The organism is Candidatus Thioglobus autotrophicus (genome assembly GCF_001293165.1).
GTDB classification, from domain to species: Bacteria; Pseudomonadota; Gammaproteobacteria; order PS1; family Pseudothioglobaceae; genus Thioglobus_A; species Thioglobus_A autotrophicus.
Map to the genome: position 1 here is coordinate 1,070,435 of NZ_CP010552.1, position 19,827 is coordinate 1,090,261.

Annotated in this window: 22 protein-coding genes; 11 read left to right on the forward strand and 11 right to left on the reverse strand. The window is 39.7% G+C overall.

From position 1 onward, the window contains the following. Positions 1 to 9: 9 nt before the first annotated feature. The 9 genes from SP60_RS05820 (at position 10) to SP60_RS05860 (ending at position 9,322) form a co-directional block, all read left to right on the forward strand. Complete coding sequence (locus SP60_RS05820; protein WP_053951729.1) at positions 10 to 1,284, forward strand: ammonium transporter; 1,275 nt, start codon at positions 10 to 12, stop codon at positions 1,282 to 1,284. A 114-nt stretch (positions 1,285 to 1,398) separates the two neighbouring features. Beyond that, on the forward strand, positions 1,399 to 2,289 hold the full coding sequence (gene dapA, locus SP60_RS05825) for a 4-hydroxy-tetrahydrodipicolinate synthase (protein ID WP_053952234.1): 891 nt from the start codon (positions 1,399 to 1,401) through the stop codon (positions 2,287 to 2,289). A gap of 1 nt (position 2,290) precedes the next feature. After that, positions 2,291 to 3,424 (forward strand): NlpB/DapX family lipoprotein, encoded by a 1,134-nt coding sequence (bamC, locus tag SP60_RS05830; protein WP_053951730.1) that lies wholly within the window; start codon positions 2,291 to 2,293, stop codon positions 3,422 to 3,424. An 11-nt stretch (positions 3,425 to 3,435) separates the two neighbouring features. Next, on the forward strand, positions 3,436 to 5,337 hold the full coding sequence (locus SP60_RS05835; RefSeq protein WP_082319650.1) for a BRCT domain-containing protein: 1,902 nt from the start codon (positions 3,436 to 3,438) through the stop codon (positions 5,335 to 5,337). A gap of 12 nt (positions 5,338 to 5,349) precedes the next feature. Then, on the forward strand, positions 5,350 to 6,285 hold the full coding sequence (locus SP60_RS05840) for a PDC sensor domain-containing protein (protein WP_053951731.1): 936 nt from the start codon (positions 5,350 to 5,352) through the stop codon (positions 6,283 to 6,285). A 268-nt stretch (positions 6,286 to 6,553) separates the two neighbouring features. Next, complete coding sequence (locus SP60_RS05845) at positions 6,554 to 6,898, forward strand: P-II family nitrogen regulator (RefSeq protein WP_053951732.1); 345 nt, start codon at positions 6,554 to 6,556, stop codon at positions 6,896 to 6,898. Between the two features lie 10 nt (positions 6,899 to 6,908). Continuing rightward, complete coding sequence (locus SP60_RS05850) at positions 6,909 to 8,120, forward strand: ammonium transporter AmtB (protein WP_053951733.1); 1,212 nt, start codon at positions 6,909 to 6,911, stop codon at positions 8,118 to 8,120. A gap of 156 nt (positions 8,121 to 8,276) precedes the next feature. Further along, the gene (locus tag SP60_RS05855) at positions 8,277 to 8,720 is read left to right on the forward strand and encodes a CBS domain-containing protein (RefSeq protein ID WP_053951734.1); all 444 of its coding nucleotides are present in this window, start codon (positions 8,277 to 8,279) and stop codon (positions 8,718 to 8,720) included. Between the two features lie 17 nt (positions 8,721 to 8,737). Beyond that, complete coding sequence (locus SP60_RS05860; protein ID WP_053951735.1) at positions 8,738 to 9,322, forward strand: ANTAR domain-containing response regulator; 585 nt, start codon at positions 8,738 to 8,740, stop codon at positions 9,320 to 9,322. 5 nt (positions 9,323 to 9,327) lie between these two features. Here the strand turns inward: SP60_RS05860 and tatC are convergent, their stop codons facing one another. Genes tatC through hisI form a run of 5 tightly spaced genes read right to left on the reverse strand, consistent with a single transcriptional unit; the run spans position 9,328 to position 11,482 of the window. Continuing rightward, the gene (gene tatC, locus SP60_RS05865) at positions 9,328 to 10,263 is read right to left on the reverse strand and encodes a twin-arginine translocase subunit TatC (protein ID WP_053951736.1); all 936 of its coding nucleotides are present in this window, start codon (positions 10,261 to 10,263) and stop codon (positions 9,328 to 9,330) included. Beyond that, the gene (gene tatB, locus SP60_RS05870; RefSeq protein ID WP_053951737.1) at positions 10,260 to 10,547 is read right to left on the reverse strand and encodes a Sec-independent protein translocase protein TatB; all 288 of its coding nucleotides are present in this window, start codon (positions 10,545 to 10,547) and stop codon (positions 10,260 to 10,262) included. The genes tatC and tatB overlap by 4 nt, the downstream gene beginning before the upstream one ends. Before the next feature lie 9 nt (positions 10,548 to 10,556). Then, positions 10,557 to 10,772, reverse strand: a complete 216-nt coding sequence (tatA, locus tag SP60_RS05875; RefSeq protein ID WP_199401928.1) for a twin-arginine translocase TatA/TatE family subunit — start codon at positions 10,770 to 10,772, stop codon at positions 10,557 to 10,559. 19 nt (positions 10,773 to 10,791) lie between these two features. Beyond that, a complete protein-coding gene (locus SP60_RS05880; RefSeq protein WP_053951738.1) occupies positions 10,792 to 11,109 on the reverse strand; it encodes a phosphoribosyl-ATP diphosphatase in 318 nt (105 codons plus the stop codon). Further along, positions 11,102 to 11,482 (reverse strand): phosphoribosyl-AMP cyclohydrolase, encoded by a 381-nt coding sequence (hisI, locus tag SP60_RS05885; protein WP_053951739.1) that lies wholly within the window; start codon positions 11,480 to 11,482, stop codon positions 11,102 to 11,104. The genes SP60_RS05880 and hisI overlap by 8 nt, the downstream gene beginning before the upstream one ends. 55 nt (positions 11,483 to 11,537) lie before the next feature. On the opposite strand from hisI, the gene SP60_RS05890 reads away from it, so the two are divergent. Beyond that, positions 11,538 to 12,014, forward strand: coding sequence for a thermonuclease family protein (locus tag SP60_RS05890; RefSeq protein ID WP_053951740.1), 477 nt, complete (start codon positions 11,538 to 11,540; stop codon positions 12,012 to 12,014). Between the two features lies 1 nt (position 12,015). Here the strand turns inward: SP60_RS05890 and gorA are convergent, their stop codons facing one another. The 4 genes from gorA to SP60_RS05910 form a co-directional block, all read right to left on the reverse strand. Next, entirely contained in the window at positions 12,016 to 13,362 is a 1,347-nt protein-coding gene (gene gorA / locus SP60_RS05895) for a glutathione-disulfide reductase (protein ID WP_053951741.1), read from the reverse strand. A gap of 38 nt (positions 13,363 to 13,400) precedes the next feature. Then, positions 13,401 to 14,495 (reverse strand): peptide chain release factor 2, encoded by a 1,095-nt coding sequence (prfB, locus tag SP60_RS05900; RefSeq protein ID WP_053951742.1) that lies wholly within the window; start codon positions 14,493 to 14,495, stop codon positions 13,401 to 13,403. A 69-nt stretch (positions 14,496 to 14,564) separates the two neighbouring features. Further along, a complete protein-coding gene (gene rpsO, locus SP60_RS05905; RefSeq protein ID WP_053951743.1) occupies positions 14,565 to 14,825 on the reverse strand; it encodes a 30S ribosomal protein S15 in 261 nt (86 codons plus the stop codon). A gap of 84 nt (positions 14,826 to 14,909) precedes the next feature. Continuing rightward, positions 14,910 to 15,806 (reverse strand): LpxL/LpxP family acyltransferase, encoded by an 897-nt coding sequence (locus SP60_RS05910; RefSeq protein ID WP_053951744.1) that lies wholly within the window; start codon positions 15,804 to 15,806, stop codon positions 14,910 to 14,912. A gap of 13 nt (positions 15,807 to 15,819) precedes the next feature. Between SP60_RS05910 and dnaG the strand changes: the two genes are divergently transcribed. Next, positions 15,820 to 17,646 (forward strand): DNA primase, encoded by a 1,827-nt coding sequence (gene dnaG / locus SP60_RS05915; protein ID WP_053951745.1) that lies wholly within the window; start codon positions 15,820 to 15,822, stop codon positions 17,644 to 17,646. Here the strand turns inward: dnaG and SP60_RS05920 are convergent, their stop codons facing one another. Beyond that, positions 17,647 to 19,536 carry a peptidoglycan D,D-transpeptidase FtsI family protein gene (locus tag SP60_RS05920; protein ID WP_053951746.1) on the reverse strand — a complete coding sequence of 630 codons (1,890 nt, stop codon included), beginning with the start codon at positions 19,534 to 19,536 and terminating at the stop codon, positions 17,647 to 17,649. After that, positions 19,533 to 19,826: a cell division protein FtsL gene (locus SP60_RS05925; RefSeq protein WP_053951747.1), complete on the reverse strand. Its 294-nt coding sequence runs from the start codon at positions 19,824 to 19,826 to the stop codon at positions 19,533 to 19,535. The genes SP60_RS05920 and SP60_RS05925 overlap by 4 nt, the downstream gene beginning before the upstream one ends. Position 19,827 lies beyond the last annotated feature (1 nt).

Sequence of the window (19,827 nt, forward strand, 5' to 3'; positions counted from 1 at the left end):
GGGGTAAAAATGAAAAAAATATTAAGTTTATTGGCTTTAATGCCAATGGTTGCGTTCGCAGAAGAATTAAACGGTGCGAATACATCTTGGATTCTGACATCAACTGCACTGGTTTTATTTATGACCTTACCGGGTTTAGCGCTATTTTATGGCGGCCTAGTTCGCAGTAAAAATATTCTGTCAATTTTGATGCAGTGTTTTGCGATTGCCGGTATTGTTTCAGTGCTTTGGCTGGTGGTTGGTTATAGTATTGCTTTTGCACCGGGTAATGAGTATTTTGGTAGTCTGTCTAAGTTTATGTTAGCTGGTGTTATGGAGGGTTCGCTGAGTGGCGACATTCCTGAAAGTTTGTTTGTGCTTTTTCAAATGACCTTTGCCATTATCACCCCAGCATTGATTATAGGTGGCTTTGCTGAGAGAATGAAATTTTCAGCAGTTGTTTTGTTTAGTGCGATTTGGTTAATTGTGGTCTATGCTCCAGTTACTCATTGGGTATGGGGTGGCGGCTGGCTCGGCGAGATGGGACTACTTGATTTTGCTGGTGGCACGGTTGTACACATTACTGCGGGTGTCGCCGCTTTAGTGGCGGCTATTGTTATTGGTCCGCGTAATGGCTTTCCAAATAAACCAATGCCTCCACACAACATGACCATGACTATCACTGGTGCAGGTATGCTTTGGGTCGGTTGGTTTGGTTTTAATGGCGGTTCTGCGTTAGCGGCTAATGGCGACGCGGCGATGGCAATGTTGGTAACGCATATCTCAGCGGCAGCAGGCGCTATTACTTGGATGTTTTATGAGTGGATTAAATTCGGCAAACCAACTGCACTGGGAACAGTCACAGGTTTGATTGCAGGCTTGGGTACTATTACCCCAGCTTCTGGCTTTGTTGGCCCGGCAGGTGCTTTGATCATTGGTATTACAGCAGGTATTGTGTGTTTTAATGCGGTAATTTTGATTAAGCAAAAATGGAAAATTGATGACTCATTAGATGTTTTCCCTGTGCACGGTGTGGGTGGTATTTTAGGAACAATTTTAGCGGGTATTTTTGCCTCAGATCAACTGGGTATTTTCTCAGGCCAAGGTTTGGCAGAAGGTATGAGCATTGCTTCTCAGGTTAATATCCAGCTAATTGGCGTACTATCAACCTTTGTTTATACGGCAGTGGCTACCTATATCATTTTGAAGGTAGTAGACATGATGGTTGGTTTAAGGGTGAGCGCTGAAGAAGAGCAGCAAGGACTAGATATCGTTTCTCATGAAGAGAGAGGTTACGACCTTTAAGAAAAGCTAAACTTAGCTAAAAAACCCACCTCTAGTTTGACTATTGGTGGGTTTTTTTATGCCCAGCAAAAGCAATTCGTATATAATCATAGCAATATTTTATGGTTTATTGTAATGCGACTTAATCACCCTTTAACTGGCTCAATGGTAGCCCTGATCACCCCAATGCTTGATGATGGATCGGTGGATTATGCAGCACTTGAATCTTTGGTGGATTTTCATGTAGCCTCAGGTACGCGTGCGATTATTTCCATGGGCACCACGGGTGAGAGCGCGACACTTGATCAGCATGAACATATTGAAGTCATGCGTAGAACGGTTGAGTTAGCAGATTCTCGTATTCCTGTTATTGCGGGTACGGGGGCCAATTCAACCTCTGAAGCTATTGAGCTAACTCAAGCGGCCAAAGACATTGGTGCAGATGCTTGTTTGCTGGTGACGCCGTATTATAACAAGCCAACCCAAGAGGGATTGTATCAGCACTATAAGCTGATTGCAGAGTCGGTTGATATTGATCAAATTTTGTACAATGTACCGGGTAGAACGGCAGTGGATTTATTGCCAGAAACTGTGGTGCGTTTAGCGGTTGTTAAGAATATTATTGGCGTTAAGGATGCCACTGGTGATTTGCAAGTTGCCAAAGCTTTGATTGATAGCTGCCCAGAAGATTTTTTGCTTTATAGTGGTGACGACGCCACAGCGATTGAGTTTATTTTAATGGGTGGCCATGGTGGCATTTCTGTGAGCGCAAATGTTGTGCCAAAAGCTTTGTCACAGGCTTATCAAGCAGCATTTGAAGAGAATCGAAAAGTTGCAGAAGCTACCAATCAACCGTTGACTGATTTACACCAGAGCTTGTTTATTGAGTCGAACCCAATTCCAGTGAAGTGGGCGATGCATAAAATGGGCAAATGCGGCAGCGGAATTCGTCTGCCGTTAACAAAATTATCATCACAAGCTCGAGTAGTATTAGAGCGAGATTTATCTAATTTGGGAGTTATATAGTATGATCAAAACATTATTAACAGCGCTACTTTCTTTGTCTTTGGTAGGTTGTTTTTCTTTTGAAGAAAAAGCACAAGAGCAGGCGCCAAGTTTAGGTGAAAGAGATATTAAATATTACGCTAACAAAACTGTTACTTCTTTGGAGATACCGCCGGATTTAACTAAGCCAAGTGTGCAAAATTCATTCAAACTTGAAAATTATGTATCGAATATTCAAGAGGATACTATTAGTTTTTCTAAGAAGGATGAGGCGATTAAAGAGGCGTCAAACATCTTAAGAACACCTTCAAATGTTGAAGTTAAACGCTCAGGTGAGCGTCGTTGGTTGGTGGTGGATAAAAACCCAGAAGCAGCTTGGGGTTTATCTAAGAGCTTCTTTAAGTCACATGGTTTTGCGATTAAAAAAACCAACAAAAAAATTGGCATGATGGAAACAGATTTTTTAGAAAATCATCCTGAAATTCCAGATCGTTCGTTAGGTGTGATTCGTTCAATGTTGAAAAAAGCCATTGCAGCGCGTTATGCATTGCCAATTGTTGATAAATACCGTATTCGTATTGAGCCACTGGCTGACGGTAAGCAATCGGCTGTTTATTTGTCTTTAACGTCAATGGAAGAAGTATTAACCAAAGCAGGCAGTGATGACGAGAATACCATTTGGCAATCTCGCCCAAAAGATCAGGCACTTGAAACAGAAATGCTTTATCGTTTGATGACTTTCTTGGGTAGTGATCACGCTGTGGCAAGAGAGAAAATCATACAAGCTAAAGAAGAGCAGGTGCTAACAGTTGAGTTAGAAAAAGGCATTGGTGGTTACGCTAAGCTGGCTTTCTCGTTAGGTCAATATGATACTTGGGATAATATGGGTTGGGCGTTAGACCAGTTAAATATTGATGTTGAAGATAAAGATGTGAAAGAAGGTAGTTTCTATATTAACGTTGCTAGAACTGAAGATCAGGGCATATTCTCACGTATGTTTGGTGATGATGCTATTAAAAAATCTTTCCAAATTATCGTTAAACAAATTGACACTGGCAAAACAGAAGTTTACTTTAATGATCTTTCCGAAGAAAACGAGCAAGCAACGATTGACTTTAGTTATGAATTCTTGGGAAGTGTTGCCAAGCAATTCTAATTAAGGCCAAGGTGACTCTGTCACAACAGGCAATTAATCAAATCATTCGTCAAGAGGTTTTGGCGGGTGATTTATCTGACCAAGATTTGGCGCAATTTTGTGAGCTGGCGAATGCCGCTTATCGAGACGGCAATCCTATAATTACTGATCAAGATTATGATTTTGTCTACCTGCCTGCTTTAAAGCAGAGGCTGCCAGAGCACTCATTATTTCAGGTGGTCGAGCCAGAAGGTCAGGGTTTTTCTGAAGAGAAAGTTTTGCTGCCTGAGGCTATGCTTTCAACGGATAAAGCCTATTCTTGGCATGAGATTCAAAAATGGATTGAGCGCTTAGAAAAATCTGCCACCGACATAAATCTAGCCATTCAATCCATTCAAATTAAAGCCACACCTAAGCTTGATGGCTTTGCGGGCTTTGATGATGGGGCTCGTTTATATACGCGTGGAGATGGCAAAAAAGGCAGCGACATTTCTAGAGTGTTTGCTCGCGGACTTCAAGTTTATAATGATTCTGGCCGTGGACAAGGGGCTGGTGAAATTGTCATCAAGCAAAGCTATTTTCAAACGCACTTAGCAGATAGTTTTGAATATCCGCGTAATTTTCAAGCCAGTCTTATTAAAGAAAAAGCACTAGACAAAAAAGCGCAACAAGCCATTAATGATAAGGCGGCTTTATTTGTGCCTTTTGTACAACTGCCCACTTGGCAGGGTGAGATTGGTGAGCTGATTGAGCAGTTTGAGACGATTGTAGCTGAAGTGCTAGCCATGGTAGATTTTGATGTCGATGGTGTGGTGTTTGAGGCTACGAATGAGGCGTTAAAAACTCAGATGGGGGCTAATCGAAAATTTCATCGTTGGCAGATTGCTTTTAAAGAAAATAAAGATAAGGCTCAAGTTAAAGTTTTATCCGTCACCCCACAAGTGGGACGTACCGGGAAAATTACACCCGTTGCAGAATTGGAGCCTACCTTGTTAAGTGGTGCCACCATTGTGCGTGCCACTGGGCATCATTATGGGCTGGTCAAGGAGCAAGGTTTGGGTGCGGGTAGTGTGATCGAATTGACCCGTTCAGGCTTAGTCATTCCTAAAATTAATCAAGTACTGCAATCAGCACCGGTAGATATTCCAGCTATTTGCCCTAGTTGTACGGCGCCATTGCAATGGGAGGCAGATTTTTTAATGTGTGTAAATCACGCTTTATGCCCCGCCCAAGTGATTGGGAAAATGGAGTATTTTTTCAAAATACTGGCCAATAATGATGGTTTTGGCATTGCCACGATTGAAAAGCTCTATGAACACGGCATTCGCAAAATTTCACAAATTTATCAGCTTGACCATAGTGCATTAGTGGCGATGGGTTTTGGTGATAAAACCAGTAAAAACTTAATGCACCAATTAAGAAGATCGCATACTGAACAAATAGAGGATTGGCGCTTTTTGGCGGCTTTTGGCATGGCTAGAATGGGTACAGGAAATTGTGAAAATTTATTAAAAGCCTATGCGTTGAAAGAAGTATTTGACTTAAGTTTGGCTGAAATTTCTGCCATAGATGGATTTGCCGAACTTAGTGCAAAAATGATTGTTGTGGGTTTGCAAGCGATCAGAGCTGAGTTTGATGTATTACAGCACTATCAATTTAATTTAGAAATAACACGATTAGATACCGATATTGCGCAATCATCTCATGCTCTTTTTGGTAAAAAAATCGTTTTTACTGGGAAAATGATTGGCTCTAGAGAAGTGATGAAAAAGCAAGCTAAAACATTAGGCATGCAAGTTTTATCAAGTGTGACGGGTAAAACTAATTATTTAATTATTGGTGAAAACGTAGGTCCAAAAAAAATCGAAAATGCACAAAAATTTGGCGTTGAAATTGTTAAAGAATTGGATTATATGGCCATGATTGCCCAATAGTGAGAATCAACCATGCAAATTTCAGAACTTATTACTAGACAAAAAGATTTTCTTAGCGATCAATTAGGCGAAGGATTAATGCAGCTTGCACAAGCTTGTGATAACTGTTTGGAAGACACCCCAAGCTTTGAAAAATTAAACACATTATTGCATGCCTATATGCAGCAGCATCAATACACTAATCTGGTTTATGTGATTGATAGTTTTGGCGTACAGCTAAGTGCCAATATCACTAGAGAAGGGATTAATACAGATTTTCAAGGGCAAGATTTATCCAGCCGACCATTTTTTAATGCCATTGATGATGAGCATCCTATTTATATTTCTGATGCCTATATTTCAACTGCAACGCTTAAGCCTTGTATTAGTGTTGTGCACACAATTTGTCATAAAAATGAGATTATTGGCATGCTGGTTTTTGATTTAGATCTTGAGAAGTTGCCTTTATTAAAACAAGAATTTGCACTGGATAATTGGCGTCAAATAAAGGGTGACCCTGAAATACGATCTAATTTGTTCAATCAAACAAGGGCTTGTTCTGCGATGGATCAATCCATAGATATGGTTCATAATATTGCAATCGAGCTTCTGTGTGAGTTGGGTGTGTTTCATTTAAAGCTGCACTACGCCTCGTCTAGAGCAACTATATGGCCTTTTGATGATCCGTATAATTATCATATTCATGTACTTGATGAAATTATAAGTCCAAATATTTTATTGCTGTATCCTAAAAAGACCTACCCACAGCAAGCTAAAGTGACGCCAGCACAAGTGAGAGAAGTTCTAGATAAATTTAAATACATGCGTTTTATGGATGAAAATCTATATTTAAAGACGGGTAGCTTGAATATTATGAATGGCATGATTGGGTTGAGCTTTTCTTGTGATGGCAATCATTACCTGTCAGTTGAGGAGTTTCTAGCTAATTTTGATAAAATTTATTCTTAGCAAAAGAACGAATTTGATCAAAATTCTGACAGATTCATTTTTTTAGGTATAATACGCAGTAGTTGTTTCCCAAAGACGGGAAGTTAACATCAAACATTGACGTTTATTTAGATTCCTTAATAAGGGATTTCAATAAACGTTTTTTTTTGCATGCTTCATGAGGGAGTTGTGTAAAAAATGGCATGGAAGCCAGATATTTTTATTTGCAAATTTTGCAAATTGAAATATCTGGCTTTTTTTTGGTTCAAAGAAAAATAGGAGAAAGACAATGAAAATAATTACAGCAATTATCAAGCCTTTTAAGCTTGATGAAGTGAGAGGGGCGCTATCAGAGATAGGCGTTTCGGGTATTACAGCAACTGAAGTAAAAGGTTTTGGTCGTCAAAAAGGCCATACAGAGTTGTACAGAGGGGCGGAATATACGGTAGATTTTTTACCTAAAGTGAAGCTAGAAATTGCGATTGCCGCAGACCAAGTAGATAGTGTTATTGAAGCGATTAGCTTGGCGGCTAAATCTGAGGGTGGCAAGATTGGTGATGGCAAGATATTTATTACTGCGCTAGAGCAAGTGGTTCGTATTCGTACGGGCGAAACTGGCTCAATAGCGCTATAAAGGAGGCAACATGGAAAATACAATTTTAGAAATGCAATTTGCATTAGACACCTTTTATTTCTTAATGATGGGTGCGTTGGTGATGTGGATGGCAGCAGGCTTCTCAATGTTAGAAGCGGGTATGGTTCGTAGTAAAAATACGGCTGAGATTTTAACAAAGAATATTGGTTTATTTGCCATTGCCTGTACAACCTATATGGTTTACGGCTATGATTTAATGTATGGCGGAGGTATTCTTTTGGACGGTATTAGCGGTGCGGGTGAAAAATATTCAAACGCCTCTGATTTTTTCTTCCAAGTGGTATTTGTTGCAACAGCAATGAGTATTGTTTCAGGTGCAGTTGCTGAGCGTATGAAGCTGTTCTCGTTCTTTGCATTTGCTGTTGTGTTTACAGGCATCATCTATCCAATGGAAGGTGCTTGGACATGGGCGGGCGAAGCGGTATTTGGTTTGTACACCCTGGGTGATTTAGGTTTTGCTGACTTTGCTGGTTCTGGTATTGTACATATGGCTGGCGCTGCTGCTGCTCTAGCAGGTGTGATTGTGCTAGGTGCGCGTAAAGGTAAATACAATAAAGACGGTTCATCGAATGCGATTCCGGGTGCTAATATGCCATTAGCAACACTAGGCACATTCATCCTTTGGATGGGCTGGTTTGGTTTTAATGGTGGTTCGGTATTAGCTATGGCGAGTAAAGAGAGTGCCAATGCTGTGGCAATGGTGTTTTTAAATACCAATGCAGCTGCAGCTGGTGGTGTGATTGCAGCATTGCTATTGGTTAAATTAATATGGGGTAAGGCGGATCTTACCATGGCACTAAATGGTGCGTTAGCAGGTCTTGTTGCGATTACCGCAGGCCCTGATACGCCAACGGCTTTGGAGGCGACTCTGATTGGCGGTGTTGGTGGTATCTTGGTGGTGATTTCAATCTCAGTACTTGATAAAGTATTCAAAATTGATGATCCAGTAGGTGCTATCTCTGTTCACGGTGTGGTTGGTTTATGGGGTCTATTAGCCGTACCACTAACTAACTCAAGCGTGTCATTCACAGGTCAGTTAGCAGGTGCAGGTACAATCTTTGTTTGGGTATTTGGCACATCGTTAGTATTATGGTTGGTACTTAAGGCAATTATGGGCGTGAGAATTTCTGAAGAAGAGGAATACGAAGGAGCAGATATTGCTGAGTGTGGCTTGGAAGCTTATCCAGAGTTTACAAAATAAACCTTCTCAAGGGAGAACTATAAAGAATTCCTGATAAAAATTTTAAAACGATTTTTACCCCGCTTCTTGCGGGGTTTTTTGGTATAAATCCCTTCTAAGTTTAAACATTAATTATGTAGAATAGGGAAACTAACCCTTAATAAAAATGGAGAAAGTATGATTGTTCAAAGTATTATGTCAACGGATGTAAAAACAGTAACTGCTGACCAACCTGTAAAAGATATCGCATTAATGATGATTATGGATCATATTAGCGGTGCACCAGTTGTTGATGCTGATAATAATTTAATTGGTATTATTTCTGAAAAAGATATTTTGCAGCATATGTTTCCGAAGTTGGAAGATATTATGAGCGATACACATTTTGATTTTGAGAATATGGAAACCAACTATAAAGAAACCATGAGTGTCAAAATAAGTGAAATTATGACCCATGGTGTTGATAGTATTGATCTTGATATGCCTTGTTTAAAGGCAGCGAGCACAATGTGGCTGAAGAAATATCGTAGAATTCCAGTGACTCAAAACGGAAAATTGGTAGGCATTGTGAGTATTGGCGATGTGCATAGAGCAATTTTCAAGTCTTGCATGACTTCATAAGCTAAAATATCTCTCTTATGAATACAGCACTTAAAATCATCTTAGTGGATGAGAACTCTGGACGCTCTGCCATGTTACGCAGAGCATTGCAAGACAAAGGTCATGAGGTTATTTGCCGCATGGCAAGTAGCGCCCAATTGCAAGATAGTAATGAAATGACTCATGCTGACGTGGTGATTGTTAATGCAGATATTCCAGATGAAGAAGTGTTTGCAAATCTGACTGATGTTAATAAAACTAAGCCCAAGCCTATCGTTATGTTTACAGAAGAGTCAAGCTCTGAAATGGCGAGTTCGGCGATTAAATCAGGGGTTAATGCTTACATTGTGGATGGACTTGAAGAGAATCGTGTCCAGCCTATTATTGATGTTGCTATGGCTAGATTTAGAGAGTTTCAAGCGCTTAAAGATGAGCTTGATGCGACTCGTAATCAATTGTCAGAGCGTAAAGCAGTTGAAAAGGCTAAAGGTCTATTGATGAAGCATAAAGAGATTAATGAAGATGATGCTTACCAATCATTGCGAAAAATGGCAATGGATAAAAATAAGCGTATTGTTGATGTCGCTGAGAGTGTTATTAACGCTTTTGAACTATTAGAATAATTAAATCAAGTATCCTTTTTAGGATCTTCATCATCTAGTTTTTTTAAATAATCGGCAAACTCATCATCCATTTTTTGGAAATCTTCATCGATTTTGTCCATTTCAGCATCAAATTCATCATCATCCCAATCCTCTTCTTCCTGCTCTTCTGCAGATTTAGATTGTGTTTTTGACGGCTGACTTGGTGTATTGTCAGGGTCATTATCATCCGACTCAGAGCTATCTTCTTTACGCAAAAATAGAGGGGCAAATATCAGTCCCGCTTCAAATAATAGCCACATAGGGATGGCGATTAAAGTTTGTGAAATAATATCAGGCGGAGTTAATAACATGCCTAATATAAATGCACTAATAACCACGTAAGGTCGATTTTTCTTTAAGTTTTCAATGGTTGTTGCGCCAAACATAAGTAGCAAAATAGTGGCAATTGGTACTTCGAAAGCTACGCCAAATGCAAAAGAAACCTTAAGTACAAAGTCAAGGTAGTATTGAATATCAGGTGTAAAGTCAACAATGCTAGGGCCAATGCTAGAGAGAAAACCAAAAATAACTGGAAAAACAATATAAAAAGAAAACAATAAACCGGCGTAAAACAACAGGGTTGAAGAAATAACCAAAGGCATAATCATTTGTTTTTCATGTTTATAAAGCGCTGGCGCGATAAACTTCCAAACTTGATACAGTAAATAAGGCATGGCGAGATAAACCGCCATAATAAGAGCCATTTTAAGTGGGGTCAAGAAAGGGGAAATGACACCAATAGCAATGATATTACTGCCTTGGGGTAGAACGCTAATAATCGGCGCAGCAATAAAGCTATACACTTCATTGGCAAAAGGAAATAGGCTAATAAAAATGACTAATATGGCGATAACAGAGCGCAATAGAATATCGCGCAGCTCAACCAAATGTTGAACAAAAGTCATTTCTTTAGAGGTCATGATTTAGTCTTATCAACATCAGTTTTGATGTCACTAATAGCTTGCTTGGTTTCATCAAAAATTTCAACAATATTGGCGTCTTTGTCCATCGCATTGAGTTGCTCTTTAAGCTTGTCAACTTCTAGCTCTTCACCGACATCATCTTGAATTTTGGCAATAAAGCGCTTGGCTTTTCCGGCGTACTTTCCTGCCGTTCTGGCAATACCAGGCATGCGCTCTGGGCCCACAATAATGAGAGCAATAACACCTATTAAGGCAAATTCCCAAAATCCAACGTCAAACATAATGGTGTTTTATTTTTTTTCTTTGTCTTTATCTTCTTCAACAACCTTGGCTTCGATAATATCTTCCTTATCATCAAGTTTGTCATTCTCACCTTCTTTCATTGACTTTTTGAAGCCTTTGATAGCGCCACCCAAATCACCACCGATGTTTTTGAGGCGCTTGCCACCAAACAGTAATAATACAATGACTAAAATAATAATTAGTTCAAAAGGTCCTGGCATCATAATTCTCTCCTATTTTTATTTATTGATTTCGATTGGCTTTTTCTTCTAACCCCGACAAGCCAAAGCGTCTTGATAATTCTTGCTCTATTTTATCGACTTCTATGTTCTTGTGTCGTAGTAATACGAGTGTGTGAAACCATAAATCTGCCACTTCATAGATGATTTTGCTATCAACCCCGTCTTTTGCCGCCATAATGACTTCAGCAGATTCTTCACCGATTTTTTTTAGAATTTCATCCACGCCTTTTTTATACAAAGAAGATACGTAGGAGCTCTCAGAACTTGCCTCTTTGCGCTGTTCTAAAATCACCTCTAATTGCTTAAAAATATCATCCATATATATCCTTTGGGTCTTTGATAACCTTAGTCATTGTACGCCAGTTGTTTTCATCTAATTTCTGAAAAAAGCAAGAGGCTCTGCCTGTATGGCACGCAATGCCGCCAATTTGCTCAATTTTAAGCAGGATAACATCACGGTCACAGTCACTGTAAATCTCTTTAATTACTTGCGTATGTCCAGACTCTTCGCCCTTGAACCAGAGCTGTTGGCGAGATCGGGAGTAATACACAGCTTGTTGCCTTTCAATGGTCAATGATAGCGCCTCTTGATTCATCCAGGCAAACATTAGAATTTCACCTGTTTGGTAATCTTGGGCAATGGCAGGTATTAACCCTTGATCGTCAAATTTTACTTGCTCTAATGCATCCATGGTTTGTGTCAATCATCAGCTAAAATGATTAATTTTACCGCTACAAATACAATCTATGAAATTATTTGTTTTTGCCTTGTTTCTCTCTTTAAATGCTTCGTCAAATATAAGTAGCTTCTCACTTGATAGCGATAAGTCCTTATATATTGTCGATGGCGATAGTGTGAGTTTGCAAATGCGAATTGCTGGTATTGATACCCCAGAAATAAAGCAAAAGTGTCGCAAGCACGTCAATCAAATCATTGATTGTGGACGCTTATCCAAGCGCTATTTACAGAAATTACTAAAAAGTATTCCGGGAAAGATTACCCTAGAACCTATTGGCATCGACCATTATCAACGGGTTTTGGTGCATGTTTATAAAGGTGACGCCAACATTGGCAAACTTATGGTTGAATCGGGCATGGCATTTTCTTACAAAGATACTTATCGCCAGGAAGAAGTGTTAGCTAAGGCAGAAAAACTCGGATTTTGGGGGTTTTACACCCCACCAATCAAGCCGTATAAATGGCGAAAAATGAATCGTCGTTAAATTATCTCATTGTCACTAATTCTTCCGCACTTGATGGGTGAATCGCCACTGTGTCATCAAACTGTTTTTTAGTCGCCCCCATTTTGATTGCCACTGCAAAACCTTGTAGCATTTCATCTGCACCATGGCCCATGATATGACAACCGACGACTTTTTCATCATTTCCTGCACAAACAAGCTTTAAAGCGGTGGTGGTTTTATGATCTAGTAGGGCGTCTGCCATTGGTGTAAATTCTGATTTGTAAACTTTAACTTGGTCAAATTTATCATTTGCCTCCTCTTCGGTAAGGCCAATGGTGCCAATTGGCGGATGAGAAAATACCACGGTGGCAATATTGTCATAATCAAGATGACGATCTGTCATGTTGTTATATAGTCGATCAGATAACCTTCTGCCAGCGGCAATGGCCACAGGCGTGAGTGGCGCTCGACCTGTTGCATCACCAAGCGCAAAGATATGTTTAATGTTGGTTGTCTGGAACTTGTCTGTTGGAATAAAGCCACGTTGATTCGCGTTAACACCTGCATTTTCTAGTCCTAAATGCTGAGTCATTGGATTGCGGCCCACTGCCCAAATAATCACGTCAAAGCCGGAAAACTCTCCTTTGTTAGTGTAGATGGTTTTATCTTTTGAGATTTTATCAATCTGTGTACCGTGATGTAGTTCAATGCCATGATTTGTATAGTCTTTGTCTAAGGCATCTTGAATCATTGGATCAAATCCACGTAGTAGCTTGTCAGATCTACCAAAAATTTCCACAGTTGATCCAAGTGCATTGAGTACACCTGCTAACTCGACGCCAATATATCCGCCACCAATTACTGCTACTTTTTTAGGCAAGGCTTCCAGTTCAAAAAATCCATCTGAAGTAATACCGTATTCTGCACCTTCAATATGTGGCACAGTAGGTTCGCCACCTGGTGAAAGAACAATGGTGTCAGCACTGTATAGTCTGCCATTAACACTAATGGTGTTTTGATCGACTAATTTACCAAAGCCATGAATATAATCAATACCTAGATCCTCTAGGTAGCCATCGTACCAAGTGGTAATACCTTTAATATAGTTATCTCGACCTTCTTTTAGCGTTTTCCAAGAGAAGTTTTTCAATTCCACGTCAAAACCAAAACCTTTGGCACTGTTAATTTGTGTGGCAGTATTGGCAGCAAACCACATGACTTTTTTAGGGACACAGCCCACATTAACACAAGTGCCACCAATGGTTTTAACTTCGATAACTGCGCATTTTTTTCCGTATTCCGAAGCTCTTTCTACCGCTGACAAGCCGCCAGATCCAGCGCCAATTGCAATTATGTCATAATGTTTTGTCTGTGTATTATTTGTCATATTTTTTCCTAATGTTAAAGGGGTGGCTCTAGCGCCTACTAATAACCAGCCTTAAGACTGGCTTCAATAAATTTATCTAAATTGCCATCAAGTACATCGCCTGTGTTACTAGACTCAACACCGGTACGTAAATCTTTAATACGTGATTGGTCAAGTACGTAAGAGCGAATTTGGTGTCCCCAGCCAATATCTGATTTAGCATCTTCTAGTTCTTGACTTTCGCTGTTACGTTTTTGTATTTCAAGTTCGTAAAGCTTGGATTTTAACTGCTTCATGGCTTGATCTTTGTTGGCATGCTGAGACCTTCCATCTTGACATTGTACAACGGTATTAGTGGGCAGGTGAGTAATGCGTACAGCTGAATCTGTTTTATTAACGTGCTGACCACCTGCGCCACTAGCGCGATAAGTATCAATGCGAATATCAGTTTTGTTGATGTCAATATCGATGTTGTCATCCACCTCAGGGGAGACGAAAACTGAGCAAAATGAGGTATGACGCTTGCCATTGGCATTAAAAGGTGATTTTCGAACCAATCGATGAATGCCAATTTCGCTACGAAGCCAGCCGTAAGCGTATTCGCCCTGCATATGAATGGTAGCAGATTTTATGCCAGCTACTTCACCTGCTGAAGCTTCCATGAGCGTTACTTTAAATTTGTGCTTTTCGCCCCAGCGTAAATACATGCGTAACACCATTTCTGCCCAATCCTGCGCTTCAGTGCCACCTGAGCCTGATTGAATATCTAGATAAGCTGAATTAGCATCTAAGTCGCCATCAAACATGCGCTCGAATTCTAATTTGGCGATAGCAACTTCAGTAGATGCTAAATCTTCTTGAACGCTCAAAGCAGTTTCTTCATCCTCTTCAGCTTGCGCCATGTCTAGTAATTCTGTAGCATCCTCTAAAATATTGTCTGCACGTTCGAATGTTTGGCAAATATTTTCTAACTTAATCTTTTCTTGGCTTAATTTTTGCGCCTGCTCAGGGTTTGACCAAAGCTCAGGATTTTCCATTTCCAATAGCACTTCTTCTAAGCGACCTTGCTTTTCCTCAAGCTCTAAGTGTGCAGAAAGTAGACTAGACCTTTCAAGTAGGTCGTTAATTTTTTGGTAAGTGGGTGATAGCTCCATGTTCTAGATTTTACTATTGAGTGGGCATAAAAAAAGCCCCAAACGGGGCTTTTATGAAAATAATTTAAATTATTTTCTCAGACCTAGACGTGAAATTAAATCAGAGTATGCATCCACGTTTGTACCTCTAAGGTATGTCAGTAATTTTTTACGTTGAGAAACTAAATGCAAAAGGCCTCTTCTTGAATGGTGGTCTTTTTTATGTGTTTGGAAATGCTCAGTTAAATGCTTAATGCGAGCTGTTAATAAAGCGACTTGCACATTAGTAGAGCCTGTGTCTCCATCAGTAGTTTGGTATTCTTTGATAATTGCTTGTGTATCAATTGACATAATAAATAATTCTGAAACTTAAAATAATAAAGGGCAGATTATACGCTAATTTGGTTAATTGTTCTGATACTTAGACTAAATAAGTTAATAAAAATCACGCTCACCTTTAGGGCGAGTTTTGAAACGCTTGTGTATCCATAAATACTGCTCAGGATATTGCAAAATTTGAGCTTCTAGAATTTGATTGGTTATGGTTGCACTTATGCCAGCATCCGCATCAGGGTAGTTTTGAATTGGCGCTTCAAAGCGCATATTATAGCCTGACTCGGTGCGAATAAAAAAGTAGGGAATAACGACAGTATTTTTGCCTTTAGCCAAACGCGCAGTGGCAGAGACAGTGGCAGTCTGAATGTTAAAAAAAGGTGCAAATATGCACTTTTCCATGCCTAAATCTTGGTCAGGCGCATACCAAATTGGCAGTTTATTTTTAATGGCCTTAAGCATGGATTTGGTGTCTTTGGTTTTAATCATGGTGGCACCATTATCAACAAAGCCTTTGCGCATCACCTCATCGAATAAAGCGTTGTTTTGAGGTCGGTAAATATTAGCGATATGATGTTTGAGTAGTAGCGCGCGAGAGCCTAGCATCAACGGCATAAAATGAGCTGCTAATAAAATAATACTTTGATCATTGTCAATTGCCTGAGTTAAGTGGTGCTCGTTTTCAATACTTAGTAGAGCAGTGATTTTTTTATCTGTTGCAAAATAAGCATTGGCCGTTTCAAAAATAGAGACACCCAGGGCTTCAAAATTTTGTCGGACAAGTGCCTCGACTTCTGATTTATTTTTGTCAGGAAAACAGCGTGAGATGTTAATAAAGGCAATTTTCCTGAAGCGTTTAAGCAGAGGGTACAAGGCCAGACCCATTGTTTTTCCAATAATGATTTGAACTTTGAAAGGCAATTTGGCACCGAGCTTCATCAAGCCGATGAGTAGCCAGGTTGGTAGAAATTTAGGATGATAAAATTGTCGGTTATTCATTAAAATACGCTTTATGCCTTATATTAGTCAGAGCTTTATTGACGATCTTCCTAATCAAGTCGACATCGTTGATTTGATCAATAAACGCGTGCCACTTAAAAAATCTGGCAGTGATTATCGTGCGCCCTGTCCATTTCACGGAGGTAAAAATCGTAATTTCGCCGTGAATGCTCATAAGCAATTTTATCATTGTTTTAAGTGTGGCGAGAGTGGCGGTGCCATTAGTTTTATTCAAAAATTTGACAACTTAGACTTCGTGGAAGCGATTGAAACCATTGCTAACGAATGCGGACTTACCATTGAGTACGATTCTAATACCAATCCGGTTGACCCAAGGATTGAGCGCTATCGAGCATTGTCCAAAAAAGTGGGTGAATTTTATATGGCACAATTGCGTACTTCTCCAGCTAAAGCTAAAGCAGTAGATTATGCTAAATCTAGAGGTATTAGTGGCGAAATTGCCAAGCGTTTTGAGCTGGGATTTGCCACACCAAGTAACAAAGATTTGCTGTTGCATTTTGAAGGTAATGAGCAAGAAGTAGCTGATTTAAAAACACTGGGCTTGGTTAAAGAAGGTCAGTATGGAGATTACGACTTCTTTCGTGATCGCCTAATGTTTCCGATTCATAATACCAAAGGTAATATTATTGCTTTTGGCGGTAGGGCGTTTGATAAAGACGCAAAGGCCAAATATCTTAACTCTTCTGAAAGTGTTATTTTTTCCAAATCAAGAGAATTATACGGCTTATACCATGCGCGCAAAAATTCCAGATCTATGGATTATATGCTGGTGGTGGAAGGTTATATGGATGTGGTGGCATTGCATCAGGCAGGCATTACTAAAGTTGTTGCCACGCTTGGTACGGCGACCAGTACCGAGCATTTGCAAATTTTAATACGTACGACCAATACCATTGTGTTTTGTTTTGATGGTGATGATGCGGGTCGTGCAGCAGCCTGGAAGGCTTTAAAAATTACCCTATCCGTCATAAAAGCAGGCGCAACATTCAAGTTTTTATTTTTACCAGATGGAGAGGATCCAGATTCTTTGGTGAAAAAAGAGTCAGCCAAGGCTTTTGAGCAACGCATTGCCAAAGCTCAGACTTTATCTCAATTTTTGTTCACGCATCTCCAAGCAGAAGTCGATTTTGATACCATTGAAGGCAAGACCTTATTTTTAGAAAAGGCGACAGGATTGATAAAATCGGTTAATTATGAGGCCTATCAACAACAATTGCTAGAGGGCTTAGCTCAAGTGGTGGATCAAAATATTGACCAAGTGCGATCCATTGCTGAACAGCAAGCACCACCAACACAAGAGCCGCCGCCCGTTTATGTAGATATGGAAGTAGACTATGAAAATCTAGATGAGGTTGATATGTCTAGCTTTACAGATGATAGTGGACATTCACAGCCCATGCGCAAGCCTGTTGTTAAGCGTTCCAACATGAAAGCATTGATGTCTAAAATGATTACTTTGCTATTAAATTATCCAACATTGGCTGATTCAACGATTGAGGTTAGGGTGCGTACCATCGAGAATTCACAAGTGCTTTTAGAGTTGGTTAGATCGGCGCAAATGGATGAGGATATTTCCCAAACTGAACTAATTAAACCTTTTCAAGATAAGCAAGGGATTTTTGATCGACTTAAGCAATTGTGTACGTTAGAGCCTCGTTTGAGCGAGATTCAGGCTCGTGAAGAATTTTTAGCTATTTTAACTGCTATAGAAAATCAGCAAAAATCGGAGCAAATTAAATCTTCTATTCATCATGCGCATACTTTAGAAGATCAACAAAAAATTATGCAAGGCATTCTTAAAGGTAAGCGCAAAACCTAATTATCTTAGACTCATTTTAATTGACTTGTCATTGGTTAGAATGTGTTTCATGGTTTCGTTAAAAACAATGGCAGCTGAGTTGGATCCTTGACAATTTCTTTTCAATTTTTTCTTACCCTTTGAATAGCATTTTTTAGGGTGATCTAACCTCACCAGCATAATATATTTCGGTTTTTTAACTGGTACAAAGCCTGCAAAGAAGGTACGCTGAGCGCCATTTTTATCATAAGAGCCGTTGATACTCATCTCTGCAGTACCGGTTTTTCCCGCAATACTATAGCCCTTAATACTTGACCAATAGCCAGAGCCATCATTAGAGGCAACACTGTCTAGTAATTCTGCTATTTTATCAGTTGATTTTTTATTAAAAATTTGCACTTTTTCTTCATTATAAACCATGTTTTTAATCAGCTTTAAACTGGGCATTGCACCCTGATTGGCAAAGACAAGGTAGGCTCTAGCAAGCTGAGCTAGGTTGGTATTCATGGGGCCGTATCCGAAGGAAAGTGTACGCTTGTCCATCATTCCCCACGATGAATAATGCCTAAGCGATCCTGAATTTTCAATACTTGGAATTAAGCCCAGAGGATGGCTAAATCCAAGCTTATTCCAAGTGTTATACATGGCTTCTTTGCTAAGACGCTCAGAGACGTTAACAGTGCCTAAGTTATGAGATTTTTGCAGGATCTTTTTCACAGTAATAGCGTCACCATATTTCCTTACTTCCCGATTGGTTTTAAGGTGCCCGATTGACTTGCTGACATCAATCAGCTCACCATCTTCTGCGCTAATTTTGCCCTGGTCAAGTGCCAAAAGCATGGTGAAGGGTTTCATAGTAGAGCCTGGCTCTACTTTGTCAGATAATACGCGATTACGATAATGACTCGGATTGTACAAACTCTTATCATTAGGGTCATCAGCAGGGTAGTTGACCATGGCTAACACCTCGCCATTAGGCGATAGAATAATGGCCGATCCTGAGTTAGCCTCATGTTTTAAAACCGATTTTTTAATCGCTGCATAAGCATGGTATTGGATATCGGTATCAATTGTTAGCTCGATATTTTGCCCATGTAATAGCTGAGCCGTCACCTGTGGATTGAAATAAGCCTTACTGCTCTTTTTTAAAAAGTTTAAATGGTTTTTACCATCTACACCAGCCAGAACATTTTCAAACTCTGCCTCGATGCCTGATCCACCTTTATTTTCTGAATTAACACGACCCAACAGAGGTGCCATGGAAGCAGACTTAGGATAGTATCTTTGCGTGTCTTGTCTTAAAACAACTGCCTGTCCAATTCTCTTTTTTGAGCAACGGTTAATCATTATTTTTTCACCCGTTACCGATTGCCAATTAATAGCGTTCAGTATTTTATCGGTTAAGCTGATTTTGGCATGACCTGGTTTTTTAATGCATACTCGTACTCTTTGTTTTTTAAAAGCAATCAGGTTTTCAAGAATAGGGTCGGTGAGGGTGATGTTTTTCTTAATCGGTAGGTAGCGTGATTTTATCGCTCTTTTTTTAGCAAGCAGTGTGCTGAGTTTTTCCTCATTCATATTGAGTGCTTGTGCCAAGCCAGGGATAAAAGCTGGATCAATCAGCATGGGATCTAATATCACCCGTTTTAGCAGTCTAGAGCTGGCCAATATGTTGCCATTTCGATCTAGAATATCCCCGCGTCTAGCGGTGTTGGTTTGTAGTTTGTTGGCTTGGTTGTGCGCGCGTTCTTGCACAGATAATCCAGGTTTATGGGTATTGGAAATGGAAATAGCTTGATAAGAAAAAATAGCAAATAAAGCGGTAAATATAAATTTTACAAACCCCTGTCGACGCCAATATCCTTGAACTTTTTCAAGGCCGGGAAATTTTTTTAGAAAAGGGATTTTCATAATGACAAATTACCCTTAAACCATCTGCCAAAATCACCCGGCTCAGGCTCTTTCATTTTTAGCTGATTGATCGCGTGCACTTTAATTTCATCGCCACTCATAATTTGAGAGTGTTCACTTAAGAGTTGTTTGTTTAGCGCCATCATTTGATGCTGCTGGGTGGTGGCACGCTTAATCTGTTTATAAAGTGTATAGGTTTGATGATGCCAAACAATACTTAACAAACTTAAAGCAACTATAGCAAAGAGTAGCACAAGATTAAGTTGAAGCTTGTTTATGGCTGCTGGCATG